Source organism: Burkholderia sp. IDO3 (assembly GCF_003366075.1).
GTDB lineage: Bacteria > Pseudomonadota > Gammaproteobacteria > Burkholderiales > Burkholderiaceae > Burkholderia > Burkholderia anthina.
The window spans coordinates 2,058,341-2,075,612 of the sequence record NZ_CP028962.1 but is presented as its reverse complement, the minus strand read 5'-3'; the positions used below and the strand labels follow the sequence as shown (position 1 = coordinate 2,075,612).

19 protein-coding genes are annotated in these 17,272 nt (G+C 67.9%); 15 read left to right on the top strand and 4 right to left on the bottom strand.

Annotated features, from left to right (window positions below):
- The 5 genes from DCN14_RS09505 to DCN14_RS09485 all read left to right on the top strand — a co-directional run bounded on the left by DCN14_RS09505 (nucleotide 1) and on the right by DCN14_RS09485 (nucleotide 5,848).
- Nucleotides 1–1,491: an aldehyde dehydrogenase gene (locus DCN14_RS09505; RefSeq protein ID WP_096501124.1), complete on the top strand. Its 1,491-nt coding sequence runs from the start codon at nucleotides 1–3 to the stop codon at nucleotides 1,489–1,491.
- An 18-nt stretch (nucleotides 1,492–1,509) separates the two neighbouring features.
- Nucleotides 1,510–2,472, top strand: coding sequence for a VOC family protein (locus DCN14_RS09500; RefSeq protein WP_096501122.1), 963 nt, complete (start codon nucleotides 1,510–1,512; stop codon nucleotides 2,470–2,472).
- Nucleotides 2,469–3,713, top strand: coding sequence for an FAD-dependent oxidoreductase (locus DCN14_RS09495; protein ID WP_096501120.1), 1,245 nt, complete (start codon nucleotides 2,469–2,471; stop codon nucleotides 3,711–3,713). Before DCN14_RS09500 ends, DCN14_RS09495 begins: the two co-directional genes overlap by 4 nt.
- Before the next feature lie 38 nt (nucleotides 3,714–3,751).
- Nucleotides 3,752–5,152, top strand: coding sequence for an MFS transporter (locus DCN14_RS09490; protein WP_096501118.1), 1,401 nt, complete (start codon nucleotides 3,752–3,754; stop codon nucleotides 5,150–5,152).
- Between the two features lie 144 nt (nucleotides 5,153–5,296).
- Nucleotides 5,297–5,848: a GNAT family N-acetyltransferase gene (locus tag DCN14_RS09485; RefSeq protein ID WP_096501116.1), complete on the top strand. Its 552-nt coding sequence runs from the start codon at nucleotides 5,297–5,299 to the stop codon at nucleotides 5,846–5,848.
- Nucleotides 5,849–5,862: 14 nt separating this feature from the next.
- Here the strand turns inward: DCN14_RS09485 and DCN14_RS09480 are convergent, their stop codons facing one another.
- Nucleotides 5,863–6,261 (bottom strand): RidA family protein, encoded by a 399-nt coding sequence (locus DCN14_RS09480; RefSeq protein ID WP_096501114.1) that lies wholly within the window; start codon nucleotides 6,259–6,261, stop codon nucleotides 5,863–5,865.
- A gap of 86 nt (nucleotides 6,262–6,347) precedes the next feature.
- Nucleotides 6,348–6,539: an ADP-ribosylglycohydrolase family protein gene (locus DCN14_RS09475; RefSeq protein WP_346265272.1), complete on the bottom strand. Its 192-nt coding sequence runs from the start codon at nucleotides 6,537–6,539 to the stop codon at nucleotides 6,348–6,350.
- Between the two features lie 122 nt (nucleotides 6,540–6,661).
- Here DCN14_RS09475 and DCN14_RS09470 point away from each other — a divergent pair, with 122 nt between their 5' ends.
- The 4 genes from DCN14_RS09470 (at nucleotide 6,662) to DCN14_RS09455 (ending at nucleotide 10,304) form a co-directional block, all read left to right on the top strand.
- On the top strand, nucleotides 6,662–6,886 hold the full coding sequence (locus DCN14_RS09470; RefSeq protein WP_096501112.1) for a DUF3079 domain-containing protein: 225 nt from the start codon (nucleotides 6,662–6,664) through the stop codon (nucleotides 6,884–6,886).
- 192 nt (nucleotides 6,887–7,078) lie between these two features.
- Complete coding sequence (gene hcp / locus DCN14_RS09465) at nucleotides 7,079–8,746, top strand: hydroxylamine reductase (RefSeq protein WP_096501111.1); 1,668 nt, start codon at nucleotides 7,079–7,081, stop codon at nucleotides 8,744–8,746.
- A gap of 13 nt (nucleotides 8,747–8,759) precedes the next feature.
- The gene (locus tag DCN14_RS09460; RefSeq protein ID WP_096501509.1) at nucleotides 8,760–9,782 is read left to right on the top strand and encodes a 2Fe-2S iron-sulfur cluster-binding protein; all 1,023 of its coding nucleotides are present in this window, start codon (nucleotides 8,760–8,762) and stop codon (nucleotides 9,780–9,782) included.
- Nucleotides 9,783–9,902: 120 nt separating this feature from the next.
- Nucleotides 9,903–10,304, top strand: a complete 402-nt coding sequence (locus DCN14_RS09455; protein WP_096501109.1) for a PPC domain-containing DNA-binding protein — start codon at nucleotides 9,903–9,905, stop codon at nucleotides 10,302–10,304.
- Between the two features lie 320 nt (nucleotides 10,305–10,624).
- Here the strand turns inward: DCN14_RS09455 and DCN14_RS09450 are convergent, their stop codons facing one another.
- Together DCN14_RS09450 and DCN14_RS09445 are read right to left on the bottom strand one after the other, a co-directional pair.
- Complete coding sequence (locus DCN14_RS09450) at nucleotides 10,625–10,873, bottom strand: adhesin (RefSeq protein WP_096501107.1); 249 nt, start codon at nucleotides 10,871–10,873, stop codon at nucleotides 10,625–10,627.
- A gap of 618 nt (nucleotides 10,874–11,491) precedes the next feature.
- The gene (locus DCN14_RS09445) at nucleotides 11,492–11,926 is read right to left on the bottom strand and encodes a universal stress protein (RefSeq protein WP_096501105.1); all 435 of its coding nucleotides are present in this window, start codon (nucleotides 11,924–11,926) and stop codon (nucleotides 11,492–11,494) included.
- 392 nt (nucleotides 11,927–12,318) lie between these two features.
- On the opposite strand from DCN14_RS09445, the gene DCN14_RS09440 reads away from it, so the two are divergent.
- The 6 genes from DCN14_RS09440 (at nucleotide 12,319) to DCN14_RS09415 (ending at nucleotide 17,259) form a co-directional block, all read left to right on the top strand.
- Entirely contained in the window at nucleotides 12,319–13,803 is a 1,485-nt protein-coding gene (locus DCN14_RS09440; RefSeq protein ID WP_096501103.1) for an amidase, read from the top strand.
- A 284-nt stretch (nucleotides 13,804–14,087) separates the two neighbouring features.
- Nucleotides 14,088–14,780 carry a hypothetical protein gene (locus DCN14_RS09435; protein ID WP_096501101.1) on the top strand — a complete coding sequence of 231 codons (693 nt, stop codon included), beginning with the start codon at nucleotides 14,088–14,090 and terminating at the stop codon, nucleotides 14,778–14,780.
- A 122-nt stretch (nucleotides 14,781–14,902) separates the two neighbouring features.
- Entirely contained in the window at nucleotides 14,903–15,736 is an 834-nt protein-coding gene (locus tag DCN14_RS09430; protein ID WP_096501099.1) for an arylamine N-acetyltransferase, read from the top strand.
- Between the two features lie 114 nt (nucleotides 15,737–15,850).
- Nucleotides 15,851–16,027, top strand: coding sequence for a ribbon-helix-helix protein, CopG family (locus tag DCN14_RS09425; RefSeq protein ID WP_096501097.1), 177 nt, complete (start codon nucleotides 15,851–15,853; stop codon nucleotides 16,025–16,027).
- A 1-nt stretch (nucleotide 16,028) separates the two neighbouring features.
- Complete coding sequence (locus tag DCN14_RS09420; protein WP_096501095.1) at nucleotides 16,029–16,379, top strand: glyoxalase; 351 nt, start codon at nucleotides 16,029–16,031, stop codon at nucleotides 16,377–16,379.
- Between the two features lie 10 nt (nucleotides 16,380–16,389).
- On the top strand, nucleotides 16,390–17,259 hold the full coding sequence (locus tag DCN14_RS09415; protein WP_096501507.1) for a class I SAM-dependent methyltransferase: 870 nt from the start codon (nucleotides 16,390–16,392) through the stop codon (nucleotides 17,257–17,259).
- Nucleotides 17,260–17,272: the final 13 nt, after the last annotated feature.

Here is a 17,272-nt window from a genome sequence, read left to right as displayed (position 1 = left end):
ATGACTCCTTTCGATACGAGCCTCGTACCCAACGGCGACATCCTGATCGGCGGCGAGTGGCGGCGCGGCCGTGGCGCGCCGTACGCGAGCATCTATCCGGCCGACCAGTCGCTGAACATGGAAGTGTCGACGGCGAACGCGGAAGACGCGGCCGACGCCGTCGTGGCCGCCGACGCCGCGTGGCGTCGCGCCGACTGGGCCGGCCTCAAGCCGCATCAGCGCGCACTGGTGCTGTACCGGATCGCCGACCTGATCATGCAGCGTCACGAGGCGCTCGCGAACCTGCAGCGCCGCGACAACGGCAAGCCGATCGGCGAGACGCGCGTACTGGTCGCGAGCGCGGCGAACACGTTCCGTTATTTCGCGGCGTGCCTGGAAACACTCGACGAAGAACTGACGCCGTCGCGCGGCGATTACCTGACGATGAGCGTGCACGAGCCGATCGGCGTGATCGCGGCGATCACGCCGTGGAACTCGCCGATCGCCTCCGACGCGCAGAAGCTCGCGCCGGCGCTCGCCGGCGGCAACGCGGTGGTGCTCAAGCCGGCCGAAGTCACGCCGCTCGTGTCGCTCGCGCTGGCCCGCATCTGCGAGGAAGCCGGCGTGCCGAAGGGCGTGCTGAGCGTGCTGCCCGGCAAGGGTTCGGTGATCGGCGACGTGCTGGTGCGCCATCCGCTCGTGAAGAAGGTGTCGTTTACCGGCGGCACCGAAGTGGGCCGCGGCATCGCGCGCATCGCGGCGGAAAAGCTGATGCCCGTGTCGCTGGAACTCGGCGGCAAGTCGCCGACGATCGTGTTCGACGACGCGGATCTCGATCACGCGGTCAACGGCGTGCTGTACGGCATTTTCAGCTCGTCGGGCGAGGCGTGCATCGCCGGTTCGCGCCTGTTCGTGCACCGCGCGGTGTACGACACCTTCATGGAGCGGCTGGTGGCCGGCGCGCGCAAGCTGCGCGTGGGCGACCCGACGCGTCCCGACACGCAGATGGGCCCGCTGATCACCGCGAAGCATCGCGAATCGGTGGAGCGCTACGTCGCGCTCGGGCTGGAAGAGGGCGGCCGCCTGCTGTGCGGCGGCGAGCGGCCGTCGGGCGACGGGCGCGAGGACGGTTTCTTCTATCAGCCGACGATTCTCGAAGGCTTGCCGAACAGCGCGCGCATCTGCCAGGAAGAAATCTTCGGGCCGGTGCTGGTCGCGATGCCGTTCGACGACGAAGCCTCGCTGATCGCGCAGGCGAACGACAGCGTGTTCGGTCTGGCCGCCGGCATCTGGACACGCGACTACAAGCGCGCATGGCGCACCGCGCGGGCGCTGGAGACAGGCACCGTCTGGATCAACACGTACAAGCTGTTCTCGATCTCCACGCCGTTCTCGGGCTGGAAGGAGAGCGGGATGGGCCGCGAGAAAGGGCGTCTCGGCATCCGCGAGTACATGCAGCAGAAGAGCCTCTACTGGGGCTTGAACGACGCGCCGCTGCCGTGGGCAAACTGAGCGAAGGGGAATGACGCAATGAGCATCTTGGGTATCGAGCAGATCACGTACGGTGTCGACGACCTCGCGACGTGCCGGCGCTTTTTCGCCGACTGGGGCCTGAAGGAAGTCGCGCACGACGACACGCGCGCCCGTTTCGAGACGATGAACGGCTGCACCGTGCTGGTCGTCAAGGCAGACGATCCGTCGCTGCCACCCGCGTTCGAGGCGGGCCCGACGCTGCGTGAAGTCACGTGGGGCGTCGCGACGCAGCAGGAAGTCGACGCGCTGCGCACGAAGCTGGCCGGCCAGCCGGGCTATTACGCGCAGGACGATGCGGTCGGCTGCATCGATCCGAACGGCATGGCGATCCGCATCGAAGTGACGCGCAAGCGCGCACTCGACATCACGGGTTCGCCGTCGAACGTGTGGGGCCAGACGGCGCGGGTCGACCAGCCGAGCCCGATCTATGCACGCGCCGAGCCGGTCGAGGTCGGGCACGTGGTGTTCTTCACGAACTGCCTCGACGCGCAGGAAAAGTTCTATCACGAGCTGCTCGGCTTCGAGACGTCGGATCGTTACCCGGGCCGCGGCGCGTTCATGCGCTGCGCGCCGCACGGCGGCCACCACGACCTGTTCCTGCTCGCGCTGCCCAATGGCAAGCGCGGCCTGAACCATGTCGCGTTCACCGTGCGCGACATCCACGAAGTGTTCGGTGGCGGCATGCACATCGACCGCTGCGGTTGGGAAACGCAGCTCGGCCCGGGTCGTCATCCGGTGTCGTCCGCGTACTTCTGGTACTTCCAGAATCCGGCCGGCGCGTTGATCGAGTACTACGCGGACGAAGACGTGCTGACGCCCGAATGGCAGCCGCGCGAATTCGAGCCGGGCCCGACCGTGTTCGCCGAATGGGCCGTCGACGGCGGCCTCGACGGCAACACGCGCCGGCAGAAGAACGCGAAGGCGCCGGAAGGCAAGTTCATGACGGAGCGCAAATCGTGAGCGAGGCAAACACGCAGGAACCGGCCGTGCCCGGCACGGTCGTCGTGATCGGCGGCGGCCAGGCCGCCGGCTGGGTGCTGAAGACGCTGCGCGCGGAAGGCTTCACGGGCCGTCTCGTGATGATCGCCGACGAGCCGCATCTGCCGTACGAGCGTCCGCCGCTGTCGAAGGCCGTGCTGGCCGGCGACGCCGACATCGAAACGGTGCGCGTCGTGCGTCCGGACGAATTCGACGCGCTGAACGTCGAGGCATGGCAGCCGGAGCGTGCGGCGTCGATCGACCGCGCGCGCCGTGTGGTGAAGACCGAAAGCGGCCGCGAAATCGAATACGACCGGCTCGTGATCGCGACCGGCGGCACGTCGCGCCGCTTGCCCGATGCGATCGTCAACACGCCGAACCTGCATTACCTGCGCACGCTCGACGAAGCGGCCGCACTCGGCGAGAAGCTGCGCGCGAGCCGGCGCGTGCTGGTGATCGGCGGCGGCTGGATCGGCCTCGAAGTCGCGGCGACCGCGCGCAAGCTCGGCGTCGACGCGGTCGTCGTCGAAGGCGCGCCGCGTCTGTGCGGGCGTTCGGTGCCGCAGATCGTGTCGGACTTCCTGCTCGACCTGCATCGCGCGAACGGCGTCGACGTGCGGGTCGGCGCGGCGCTCGCGTCGCTCGACGCGCAGCCGGACGACGCATCGAAGGTGCGCGCGACGCTCGCCGACGGCACGACGATCGACGCCGATTTCGCGGTGGCCGGCATCGGCCTCGCGCTGAACGCGACGCTCGCGAGCGACGCCGGCCTGGCGATCGACGACGGCATCGTCGTCGACGAATTCGGTGCGACCAGCGACCCGGCGATCTTCGCGTGTGGCGACGTGGCGAACCATCACAACGGCTGGCTGAAGCGGCGCGTGCGGCTCGAATCGTGGGCGAACGCGCAGAACCAGGCGATCGCGGCGGCAAAGGCCGTGCTTGGCGTGCGTGCGCCGTATGCGGAGATTCCGTGGTTCTGGTCCGATCAGTACGACGTGAACCTGCAGATCCTCGGCGATCTGCCGGCCGACGCGCAGATCGTCGTGCGCGGCGATCTCGGCGCACGACGCGCGACGCTGTTTTTCGTGGGTGAAGGGCACGTGAGAGGTGTCATCGCCGTCAACAACGCACGCGAGCTGAAACTCGCGCGCAAGTGGATGAACCAGGGCCGGGCAGTGGATACGGAAGCCCTGGCAGACACGACCCAAGCGCTGGCCTGATCGGCCAACCCGGTGAAAAGATCCAGGAGACACCCCGCATGAGCACTTTCGACAACGTCGTGGCCGGCAGCGCCACGATGGAAGCTGCCGCCTCCACGCCCGGCGCGATCATCGCGCGGCTCGAGCGGCTTCCGGCCAACTCGATGCAGATCCGCGCGCGCGTGCTGATCGGCACCGCGACGTTCTTCGACGGCTTCGACGTGATCACGATCGCGGCGACGCTGCCGCTGCTGATTCACAAGTGGGGGCTGTCGCCGACGCAGATCGGCCTGTTGATCGCGTCCGGCGCGATCGGTCAACTGATCGGCGCCTTCCTGTTTCCGGCGCTCGCGGAGAAGCACGGCCGCGTGAAGGCGATCGCATGGAGCTCGGCCGTGATCGGCGTCACCAGCATCGCGTGCGGCTTCGCGCCGACGTTCGAGATATTCGTGCTGCTGCGGATCCTGCAGGGGCTCGGTCTCGGCGGCGAGTTGCCGGTGGCGGCAACGTACATCAACGAAATCACGCGCGCGCACGGCCGCGGCCGTTTCGTGCTGCTGTACGAAATCGTGTTCCCGATCGGCCTGCTGGTATCGATGGCGCTCGGCGCATGGCTCGTGCCGCGGTTCGGCTGGGAGATCATGTACTTCGTCGGCGGGCTGCCGCTGCTCCTCGCGCTGGTGCTCACGCATCTCGTGCCGGAATCGCCGCGCTGGCTCGCATCGCGCGGGCGGCTCGCGGAAGCCGGGCGTGCGGTGGGCGTGTTCGAATCGGCGGTGCGCGGCGAACTGCCGCCCGTCACGCAGGCGGCCGCGTTCGACGAGATGGTGCGCCAGCACCCGAAGCGCCGCATGACCGACCTGTTCAGCGCCGCGTATCGCAAGCGCACGCTCGCGGTGGCGACGCTGTGGGCGACCTGCGGGTTCATCCAGTACGGGCTGTCCACGTGGCTGCCGACGATCTACAAGAACTTCTATCACGCGCCGCTGCAACTCGCGCTGAACCTCGCGGTGATCGGCTCGGTGATGGGCGTGTTCGGTTCGCTCGCATCCGCGCTGCTGGTCGACAAGCTCGGCCGCAAGCCGGTGATCGTGTGGTCGTTCGTGCTGTGTGCGCTGTCGCTGGCGTTGGCGGGCATCTATCACGCATCGTCGGTGTACGTCGTCGCGATCTTCTGCTCGCTGTCGCTCGGGCTGATGGCGTCGGGTTTCATCACCGCGTACGTCTATACGCCGGAACAATATCCGACGAGCATCCGCGCGTCGGGCTGCGGGCTCGGCAGCGCGTGGCTGAAGGTCGCTTCGTTCGCGGCGCCGATGATCGTGCCGCACGCGATCATCGGCGGCAATCTCGCGCCGGCGTTCTACCTGATCGGCATCGTCCCGCTGATCGCGGCGGTGACCGTGCACTTCGTCGGGATCGAGACGAAGGGCAAGGTGCTCGAAGCGCTGGAAGCGTAAGCGCGGCTGGCAGCAACGGTCGACAGGGAAGGCCCGGACGATGTCCGGGCCTTTTTGCATTGGCGCGGATCGAGCGCGGGGGCGGCGCGCATGCGCGGCTTGCGTGTTCTAATTCACGGTCCCGTTTTTTCTCCGGCCATCGCCATGCCCTTGTTCCAGCCCGTCACGCTGCATACGCCGCGCCTCGTCCTGCGCCCGCTTCGCGAAACGGATGCGCACGCATTCTTCGACATCTGGTCGGATGGGGAAGCCATGCGCTATTTCTCGTTTGCACCGCTCACCGATCCGGCACAGGCTGCCGAGCGCGTCGCGCGCAATCTGACCACGACCGCCAGCGGCCAGGATCTGGTTTGCGTGCTCGAAGCGCGCGACACCGGTGATGTGCTCGGCGAATGCGTGCTGTTTCACGCGCACGCGCAATGCCGGCGCGCCGAGATCGGCTTCAGCCTGCGGCGCCGGTACTGGCGCGGCGGATATATGCGCGAGGCGGCAGCGGCCGTGCTCGAGCACGCGTTCGGCACGCTGCGCCTGAATCGCATCGAAGCCGACATCGATCCGCGCAACGTCGCGTCGGCCGCGTTGCTCGAAAAGCTCGGGTTCGTCAGGGAAGGCGTGCTGCGCGAACGCTGGATCGTCGGCGACGAAGTGTCGGACAGCGCGCTGTACGGGTTGCTCGCGAGCGATCCGCGCGGCTAATCCGGCCGGGCCGGTCAGGTCGCGGCGGGAACGACGGCGAAGGCATCCACTTCGACCAGCACGTCCGGCCGGAACAGCGACGCGACGCCGACCAGCGCGCTCGCGGGCGGACACGCGGTATTGATCCAGCGATCGCGGACTTCGCGAATCTGCGGCAGCAGGCTCGCATCGAAATCGCGGACGTAGAGCGTCAGCCGAGCGACCGATTCGAAGCCGACGCCCGCTGCGTAGAGCGTGGCTGCGATGTTCCGGAATACCTGGTCGAGCTGCATCGCGTGATCGGTGCCGACGACGTTGCCGTGGGCATCGAACGGTACGTGACCGGACAGATACAGCGGCTGCCCGCTTTCTACCCGGATCGCCTGCGAAATACCGGGAATCGTCGCGCCGGGGGGATTGATGGCTTGCAACATGGAATAGTCCTCTCGTGGGGTGTCGGCCAGTCGGGGTGAGGCCGCCGGGTTCGATTCGATGCACGGCCGCCGTGCGTGCGACACGCTCATGCTTGCGTGAGCCAGCCCTCGACCATGCCTTTTCCGCGCAGCATCGCGACCCATCGGTCCGGCAGCGCCTGCTCGCCATACAGCGCGCCGGCGAGGCTGCCCGCGATCGCCGCGGTCGTGTCCGTGTCGTTGCCGAGTGCGATCGCGTGCTTCACGCAGTCTTCGTAGCCTGTGCAGACTAGACGAATCGCGTCCGCATGCCTAGCCAGCGCAACGCGTGCGGTGCGAACGAATGTCGCATCGGCGCCGTTGCGCGGTGGACTAGAGTCGAACGGTAGCGTGCATGACGATACCGGGAAGACGACGAACGATGGCCAAGAAATTTCCGCTGCATCCCGTACATCCGGAACGGATCTGCTGGGGATGCGACAACTACTGCCCGACGCACGCGATGCGTTGCGGCAACGGCTCCAGCCGCACCCAGCACCCGTGCGAACTGCTCGGCGACGACTGGTATCGATACGGCGACTGGGGCATCGAATGCACGGGCGACGAAACCGGAAAGGATGCCGCCGCGGCCGGCGGACAGTCGTAGCGACAAGTTGTCCCACCGCTCGCGTCGCGTTTCTTGATCTGCGTCACGGTGGCCGAATGCGTGCCGAAACATCATGAAAAAGATGCATGAGATACGCATCTTGAAGCGGGCGGGATGCCCGGCGGCGGGGAACAGGCATTCCGCCGCCGTTCGCGCCGACCCGCGCCCCCATGATCGAGAAAGGAGAGCACCGTGTTTTGCTATCAATGCGAACAGACCGACCGGACCGGCACGCGGCCCGGCTGCGCATCGGCGAAGGGCAACTGCGGCAAGGACGAGACGACGGCCGATCTGCAGGATCTGCTGATCCATGCGGTGAAGGGCATTGCGCAGTACGGCGCGATCGCGCGCACGCTCGGCGAGCCCGATCGCGAAGCCGACCGGTTCGTGCTGTACGCGATGTTCACCACGCTGACCAACGTGAATTTCCACGCGGCGCGCTTCGTTGCGCTGCTGCGTGAAGCGGCGCAGACGCGCGATCGCGTGAAGGCCGCCTGCGAAGCGCACGCACGCGCCGCGGGTTCGATCGTGCCGGTTCAGCACGGTCCGGCCGAATGGCAGCCGGCGGACGATCTCGCCGGCCTGCTGAAGCAGGCGGCGACCGTCGGCATCGAAGCGGGCCTCGACACGGTGGGCGCGGACATCGTCGGGCTGCGCGCACTGGTGCTGTACGGGTTGAAGGGCGTGTGCGCGTATGCGCATCATGCGCGCGTGCTCGGCTACGAGCGCGACGACATCTACGAAGGCGTCGAGGCGGCGCTGGCGTTTCTCGCCGCCGGACCCGACGACGTCAACGCGCTGCTCGCGCAGGCGCTCGATCTCGGCCGATTGAACCTGACGGTGATGGAACTGCTCGACAGCGCGAACACCGGCCGCTTCGGCGCGCAGCAGCCGAGCGCCGTGCGCGTGACGCCGGTGGCGGGCAAGGCGATCCTCGTGTCGGGCCACGATCTGGGCGATCTGCACGCATTGCTCGAACAGACGGCCGGCACCGGCATCCAGATCTATACGCACGGCGAAATGTTGCCGGCCCACGCCTATCCGACGCTCAAGGCCTTTACGCATCTTGCCGGCAACTACGGCGGCGCGTGGCAGGACCAGCAGAGCGACTTCGCGCATTTCCCCGGGCCGATCCTGATGACGTCCAACTGCATCATCGAGCCGATGCCGCAATACCGGCAGCGGATCTTCACGACCGGGCCGGTCGGATGGCCGGGCGTACGGCATCTCGAACATCAGGATTTCTCGATGCTGATCCGAGCCGCGCAGGCGTTGCCCGGGTTCCCGGCCACGGCGCCCGAGGAGACGATCACCGTCGGGTTCGGCCGGCATGCGGTGCTGGGCGTCGCGGACCAGGTGATCGATGCGGTGAAGGCCGGGCAGATCCGCCATTTCTTCCTGATCGGCGGCTGCGACGGCGCGGCGCCGGGGCGCAACTACTACACCGAGTTCGCCGAACAGGTGCCCGACGATACGGTCGTGATGACGCTCGGTTGCAACAAGTACCGCTTCAACCGGCACGCGTTCGGCGATATCGGCGGCATTCCGCGCCTGCTCGACGTCGGGCAGTGCAACGACAGCTATTCGGCGATCCGGATCGCGACGGCGCTCGCCGACGCATTCGAGTGCGGGGTGAACGACCTGCCGCTGTCGCTCGTCATCTCGTGGTTCGAACAGAAGGCGGCGGCCGTGTTGCTGACGCTGCTCGCGCTCGGGATTCGCAACGTCCGCCTCGGGCCGACGCTGCCGGCGTTCATCACGCCGGGCGTGCTCGCGGTGCTGGTCGAGCAGTTCGGAATCCAGCCGATCGGCGAGCCCGGCGCCGATCTTGCCGCGGCGCTGGCGCGCCACGCTGCGTGAGCGGGATCGTGCGATGAGTTACCGGATCGAGATCACCACGCGCGACGGCGAATCGTTCGATTTCGGCTGCGAACCCGGCGAGGATCTGCTCACGGCGGCGGCGCAGGCCGACATCACGTTGCCGTCGCAGTGCCGGCGCGGCAGTTGCGGCGCGTGCCGGGCCAGCGTCGTCGACGGCTCGTACGAGATGCAGTCGCACAGCGCCGATGCGTTGCCGGCCGGCCAGCCCGGTGCGGTGCTGTTGTGCCGGACGACGCCGCTCGGCGATCTGCGGGTCGCCGCGCCGTACGACCGGACCAAGGTGCTGCTGCATCCGGTGCCCGTGCGTACCGCGCGGATCGCGGCGCTCGATCCGGTTGCGCACGACACGATGCGCGTCGAACTGCTGATCGAACCCGACGACGCGTTCGGTTCGGCGGCCGAGTTCGAAGCCGGCCAGTTCGCGGAGCTGGAGGTGCCGGGCAGCGACGTGCGCCGGCCGTATTCGCTCGCCAACACGAGCAATTGGGACGGGTGCCTCGAATTCCTGATCCGGCTGCGGCCGGACGGCTGGTTCTCGACCTACTTGCGCGAGCGCGCGCGGCCCGGCGATCCGCTGACCGTGCGCGTGCCGATGGGCGGATTCGGGCTGTTCGCGGATAGCCTGCGGCCGCGCTGGTTCGTCGCGGGCGGCACGGGGCTCGCGCCGGTCCTGTCGATGCTGCGACGCATGGCCGAGTATCAGGAGATGGGCGATGCGCGGCTGTTCTTCGGCGTCAACGACGAAAGCGAACTGTTCATGCTCGACGAACTGGAGCGATTGCGGCAGGCGTTGCCGTCGTTGCGGGTCGATCTGTGCGTATGGCGGCCGAGGGCGGATTGGGCCGGTTTTCGCGGCACGCCGGTCGAGGCGTTGCGCGCGGCGCTCGCGCAGGATCCGGTGCTGCCGGATCTCTACGTGTGCGGGCCGCCGCCGCTGGTGGAGGGCGCGCGGGAAGTCGCTGTCGCGGCCGGCGTGCCGGATGCGCAGTTCGCGAGCGAGCGGTTCACCGTGTAAGCCGCGTGTCGCGCCTTGCGATGGCGCGGGCGCGGCGCCGGATCCGAAGGGCGGCTTGCCGGATCGTCTGGCCGAACGTACTCTTTGTCGAAACCCCGGCCCGCCAGCAGGTTATCGACCATGCAAGCCCATCCTCTGCGTCTTTCTCCCGGCGACGATCTGCGCGCGTCGATCGAGCATGCGTTGCGCGGGCTCGACGCGCACGCGGCCTTCGTCATCCAGGGCATCGGCAGCCTGAACGTCGCGCAGTTGCGTTTTGCCGGCGTGGACGCGCCGGCCGAACTGCGCGGTGATCTCGAGATCCTGACGCTCGCCGGTTCGGTATCGCCGGATGGCGCACACCTGCATATGTCGGTGTCGGATGCGCAAGGTCGCGTATCGGGCGGGCATGTCGCGAGCGGCTGCGTGGTCCGCACGACTGCCGAGATACTGCTCGTATTGTTGCCCGCGCATCGTTTTTCCCGCGAGCCCGATGCCGGCACCGGGTTCAACGAGCTGGTGATTCGTCCGGAGGCGGGCTGAGCGGGCGCGAACTGTCAGGAAGCAGACTTGTTCAGCGCGTGCGGAAGGAGAGGGGGTGTGCGCCGCGCGCACAAAAACGACGGCGGCCCGGATGCCGGGCGACACGTATCTGCCGATATGGCTATGACCGGCGCGTGCCTGACGTGTTGCCGTCGCTGCTCACGTGCCGCGGTGCGCGCCCATTCGACGGCGCGCTGGCGCACCCCGCCCGGCGGCGGTTGCGGCGGTGCACAACGGGAAAACGACGACGCGGGCTGACTGCGACGGGCTTCGGTTATCCGGTTCGATGCGAACGCAACCGGCTCGGCTGTCGTTTTGCGTCAGCGGGACGCCATCGCGACATCCGGCGCACCGCGCCCGGTCACCAGGCAGCCGGACATGAAGGCCTCGCTCTGGCTGCCGGCCGCCGCGTTGCCGAAGCCCCGGCTAAGCGCGTCGTACTTGACCTGTTCCGCAGCCTGCGAGCACGCCAGCGGGCTCGCGTCGCGGCCTTGCGCGTGCAGCATTGCACGGTCGCCGATCAGATAAACCAGCAGCGCGAAAAAAACGACGTGTACGGTTCGTCTCATGGTTCGTCTCCTAGTGGCTCAAGCGTAACGCGGACCGGTTCGAAGAAACACTTGGGGGTTCCCCCGGTAAACGTCTGCTGAAACGCTCACCAGCAGCGAGGGATCGCGTCCCATTTTGTGGCGTTCCGCGCGGGAAAAACAGGGGGGTGGCGACGCGACAGGCGCGCGATTGACGCGAATTTGACGAATATCAGAGTACGGACGGGGCGCGACGGTCGAGCCGCCGGTCAAAGCGATAGCATGAATGCATGTTTTAACGGAATGCGATGAGCGGCGAGCGATGAGCGCATCGGTTCCTGGCGAAGCCGCTACGTATTGAACATCGCTATCGAAATAGTGAGGAATCCAAATGCTTGACGTGTCTTCCGTGCTGATCAGCCTGGCGCCGCTGTGGGCAATCCTGCTGGTGGCGTCGTCCGCGGCGACCTATCTGGTGTTCTGGCGCAAGGCGATCAAGTAAGCGCAGAGCGAAACGAATCGCGCTGCTGTTGCGCGCTTCGATTTCGCGTCCGTTCAGGCCGGAAAATCGGCGTTTCAACGGCGTTTCAACGTCGCTTCAGCCGCGATGCCGCGCAACGCGCGTCGCGACGAAACCGCGACGCAAGGCGGGCGCGCCGTTCATTGCACCGCCGTCACCGGCACATTCGAGATCCGCACGAGCCGCGCCATCATGCTGCGCCGGAACATCGACAGCAGCGTGTGAAACGGATCGTGCCGCGGCGCGACGACGACGATTTCGTCGCATCCGGTTGCGGCCGCAACGGTCGCGATCGTGTCGGCCACCGGCCCGACCTTCTTCACGACGCTGTAGCGCACGCCGGCTTCCCGCAGGATCTGCTCGGCCATCGCCAGATCGTCACACGCGAATTTCTCCTCGATCGAGCGCAGCCGCGACAGCGGGTGAAAGGCCTCGAGCCGCGTCGCCTCGAGCGGCGCCTGTACGTTGATCAGCACGATCTCCGACGCGCAGCGTTCGCGGTACAGGAACGTCGCGTGACGGACCGCCTGAAGCGAGCGGGGCGAGTGACCGACGGGAACCAGCAGCTTGAGCATGGAGAATGCCCCGGAATCGAGATGTTTCCAGCGTAGCGGGGCGCCGGATCGCGCCATCTAAAGAGATCGGGCGGCCGCGTAAAAATGTCGTCAACGTCCCGCCGCGTTGGGCGGCGCCTATTAGAAATATAAGAAATTTAAGTTTATGCGCATAAACGTTTTTATCGGCAGGCCGGCGCGAACGGCCGCGCGACGGGGTCATCCGACCCAGCGGCGTGCCGCATCGATTTAGTCGGATCCTCAATGAATCGCGACGGAAAATATCGGAGGTCGCCCGTCCGGCGTCGCGTAGAGTAGAGCATCATCGGCCGCGGCGCGGCCCGTTCCGGCCACCGGGGCGGACTGCCGCCGTCACGCGGCCCGCCTACCATTCCGATTTCAGGAGACCCCGCATGCCGCACGGCGCCCCGCAGCTTCTCGCCCCCGCCTCCATCACCGTCGATCCGATCGTGCGCCTGTCGGCCGGCGAACTCGCGTCGGCGATCCGCAGCAAGGCGGTGTCCTGCGTCGAGACGATGCGCGCGTATCTCGATCACGTCGAGCGCGTGAACGGCGCGGTGAATGCGCTGATTTCGCTGCGCGATCGCGACACGTTGCTCGCCGAAGCCGCCGAAAAGGACGCCGCGCTCGCACGTGGCGAATATCACGGCTGGCTGCACGGGATGCCGCAGGCGCCGAAGGATCTCGCGATGACGAAGGGGCTGCGTACGACCTACGGTTCGCCGATCTTTCGCGATAACGTGCCGCAGGTCGATTCGGTCGGCGTCGGACGGATGCGCGCGGCCGGCGCGATCTTCATCGGCAAGACCAATACGCCGGAGTTCGGTCTCGGCTCGCATACGTTCAACGAAATCCACGGCGCGACGCGCAATCCGTACGACCTGACGAAGAGCGCCGGCGGCAGCAGCGGCGGCACGGCGGCGGCGCTGGCAGCGCGGATGCTGCCGGTCGCGGACGGCAGCGACTTCGGCGGCTCGCTGCGCAATCCGGCCGCGTTCTGCAACATCTACGGTTTCCGCCCGTCGCAGGGCCGCGTGCCGCGCTGGCCGGGCGTCGACGTGTACATGCAGCAGCTTGGCATCGAAGGGCCGATGGGCCGCACGGTCGGCGACGTCGCGCAACTGCTGTCGATCCAGGCCGGCTACGATCCGAACGATCCGCTGTCGCTCGCGGAGGATCCGGCCGTGTTCGCGAAGCCGCTCGACAAGGATCTGCGCGGCGAGCGCATCGCATGGGTCGGCGACTGGAACGGCTATCTGGCGACCGAACCCGGCGTGCTCGCGCAGTGCGAAAAGGGCCTGGCGACGCTGCGCGAGATCGGCTGCGACGTCGATGCCGCGCTGCCGGCGTTCGCGCCCGACCGGATCTGGCGCCTGTGGCTCGCGCATCGGCACCTGCTGTCCGGCGGCGGGCTGCTCGCGCACTATCGCGATCCGGCGCGGCGCGCGCTGTTGAAGCCCGAGGCGATCTACGAGGTCGAAGGGCTGCTCGCGATGCAGGGCGCGGCGGTGTTCGACGCGAGCATCGAGCGCACCGCGTGGCATCAGGCCGTGCTGAGTTTCTTCGACCGCTACGACTTCATCGCCGCGCCGACCGCGCAGGTGTTCCCGTTCGACGTCGAGCAGCGCTGGCCGACGGAGATCGCGGGCCGCGCGATGGATACGTACCACCGCTGGATGGAAACGGTCGTGCCGTGGACGCTGGCCGGCTGCCCGGTGATCAGCGTGCCGGTCGGTTTCAACGACGCGGGGCTGCCGATGGGGATGCAGCTGATCGGCCGGCCGCGCGCGGATCTCGCGGTGCTGCAGCTCGCGCGCGGCTACGAGCGGGCGGCCGACTGGGTCGGCCAGCGCGTGCCGGGCTGGATGGCCGCCTGACGCGCGACGCGACGGGCCGGTCGACAAAAGGCGGCGAACGCGCATCGCGCCGTCAATTGCCGAAACCCGAAACACGCCATATTGATGCGGCAAAGGAACGAATCGCGCGGCGTGCTTGATATCGCGCAGCCGGTCCGGATGAATGCGCGCCGCGAAGTAATGCGGCGGCGGAATTGCAAGCGGCCCTGACAGGCGATTTCGTTTCGATGTGTTTCAGACGTTGCGGCGGTGTGCGACGCGCTTCGAAAATGTCGGCCTCAATCATTCCGGCACGAGGGAAACACATGGAGCACATTCGCGCGACGGCCAAGCGCCTGGCAGCGGCGGGCATCGCATTCGGCATCCTGCTTGGCCTGAACGGCACCGCGCATGCGCAACTCGACCTGCAGTCGATCGGATCGTCGCTGCTCGGCGGCGGGCAGCAACAGGCCGCGCCCGCGCAGGGCGGCGTCGCGCAATTGATGCAGGCGTACGTCGGCGCGAACCGGCAGGTGCTGGCCGGCCAGTCGTCGCTCGCATCGGCGATGGGCATGACCGGCGCGGCCGGGCAGGCGCAGCAGGCTGCCGGCCTGCTGGGCGACGGCAACGCATTGACGCCGGCCGCGCTGTCGCAGATGGGCGGCGCGCAGCAGTCGGTGTCGCAGGCGCTCGGCCAGGCCTTCGCGAGCGGCGGCGCGACGCAAGGCCCGGTCGACAAGCAGGCATTCAGCAGCGGCCTCGCGTCGCTCGGCCAGGGCCTCACGCAGTATTCGCAACTGCAGTCCGGGCTCGGCAATCTCGGTTCGACGAGCGCCGCGTCGCTGCTGCAGTCGGGCCTGAACCCGCAGAACATGCAGGCCGCTTCGTATATCGCGCAAAGCGCGCCGGGCCAGCTGCAGTCGCTCACGTCGACGCTCAGCCAGGCCGTGCAGTTCGCGACGAGCCAGGGCATTTCGGTGCCGTCGGTCGCATCGTCCGCGCTGAAGCTGCTGCCGTAACGAAACCGCATGCCGTGCGCGACGCGGTGCCGGCGTCGCGCGGCGCGCCAGGATGGCCCCGCGTAACATGGGGGTTTCGCTCGATGCTATCGTGGCGTGTCCCCTGTTATCGGTGCCGGTTCATGACTGACTCGTTCGACCTCCCGCGCTACTTCGCCCGCATCGGCTACGACGGCCCGGCCGAGCCGACGCTCGACGTGCTGCGCCGACTGCATTTGCTGCACCCGCAGGCGATCCCGTTCGAAAACCTCAATCCGCTGACGGGTGCGCGCGTCGTGCTGGACCTGCCCGCGATCGTCGACAAGGTGGTCGGGCACCGCCGCGGCGGCTACTGCTTCGAACTCAACAAGCTGTTCCATACCGCGCTCACGACGATCGGCTTTCGTGTGACGCCGCTGATCGCGCGCGTGCGCTGGATGCGGTCGCCGGAGGCCGTCACCGCGCAAACGCACATGCTGCTGCGCATCGATCTCGACGGCGCGACCTGGCTCGCGGACATCGGCTTCGGCAGCGCGACGCTGACCGCGCCGCTGCGCTTCGTGCCGGGCGAGCGGCAGTCGACGCCGCACGGTGCGTTTCGCGTCGTCGATGCGCCGGTCGACGGCGAGTTCGACATGCAGTTCGAGATTCCCGACGGCTGGCAGACCACCTACCGCTTTTCGCTGAAGCCGGCCGAGTGGATCGATTACGAAGCCGCGAACTGGTTCACGTCGACGTATCCCGAATCCATCTTCGTGAACGACCTGATCGCGTGCCGCGTGCTGCCGGACGGCCGCGCGGCGCTGTTCAACACCGCGCTGACGGTGCGCGACGCGGCGGGCGCGGGACGCACGACGACGTTCGACGATGCGGCCGGGTGGGGCGCGTGCCTGCGCGACACGATCGGCATCGATACGGCCGGCTTCGATCTCGACGCGCTGTTCGCACGGGTGGCGGCGCGCGCGACCGGCATGTGAGCGCCCGGCGGTGCGGCGCCGGCGCGGGAATGCGCGTCGTCCGTCGTGCCGCTGCGGTGGCGGGTTCCGGATGCCGTGTTTGACATTTGCTAGATTGCTAGCATACTAGTTCCCATGACCGACGAAGAAGTGAAGCAATTCAACGTGTACCTGCCGCTGAGCCTGATCCGGCAGGTCAAGCATCGCGCCATCGAAACGGAGCAGTCGCTGTCCGCGCTGGTGGCCGACGCTTTGCGCGCGTATCTGGCCGCGGCACTGCCGCCGGCCGGCCCGTCCACCAAGGAGAATTGACATGTCATCCGAGCGAATCGAAGCCGTGTTCCTGACGACGCACAACTGGGGCAAATCGGCGAAGTTCTTCCAGGCGCTGGGCTTTACGCTGGAATTCGAAACCGATCACCATTCGGGCCAGTTGAGAAGCGGCGACGGCCCGTATCTGTTCATCGCCGAAGTGCCGCCGAGCGAGACCCCCGACATGCAGGTCGTGCTGAAGGTGCCCGACGAGCAGGCGGTTCGCCCGCAGCCGATCGTCGACGTGGTCACGCCGTTCGAGGACACGCACTGGGGCACGCGCGACATGACCGTGCGCGATCCGGACGGCCGCGTCTGGCGCCTGCAGGCGCCGGGCAAGCCGAACGCGTGAGGTCATGGCGATGACCGACACGCACCGCGACGCGCCGGACGCCCCCGACAGCACCGCCGCGCGCGTCGCGCTGTGGCGTGCGCTGCACGTCGAACTCGATGCGCCGCCGCACGTGCTCGCCGACGAAGTCGGCCTGCGCCTGCTCGCGCCGGCGCCGGGCTGGCAGCAGCGCGGCGACATGGACCCGCAGTTCACGCGGCCGTTTCGCGCGTCGATCGTCGCGCGGGCGCGCTTCATCGAGGATCTCGTCGTCGAGCAGGCCGCGCGGGGCGTGAGCCAGTACGTGATCCTCGGCGCGGGCCTTGACAGTTTCGTGCAGCGCCGGCCCGAGATGGCGTCGCGCGTCACCGTATTCGAGGTCGATCCGCCGGCGCCGCAGGCATGGAAGCGCCGCCGCCTGACCGAGGCCGGTTTCGGCGTGCCGGACTGGCTGCGGTTCGTGCCGGTCGATTTCGAAGCGAGGCAATCGTGGCGCGACGCGCTCGTGCGCGCCGGCTTCGATGCGGGCAAGCCGGCGGTCGTGGTGTCCACCGGCGTGAGCATGTACCTGACGCGCGAAGCGAACGCGGCCGCGATGCGCGAAGTCGCGTCGCTCGCGCCGGGCTCGACGTTCGCGATGACGTTCCTGCTGCCGCTCGAGCATGCCGATCCGGACGTGCGCCCGGGCCTCGAAACGGCCGCGAAGGGCGCGCGCGCCAGCGGCACGCCGTTCATCAGCTTCTTCATGCCCGAGGAAATCCGCGCGCTCGCGATGCAAGCCGGTTTCGCGCAGGCCGAACACGTGTCGGCCGCGGCGCTCACGCGCCGCTACTTCGCCGATCGCACCGACGGCCTGCACCCGCCGAGCAACGCGGAAGCGCTGCTCGTCGCGACGGTGTAGCGCCGAGACCGCC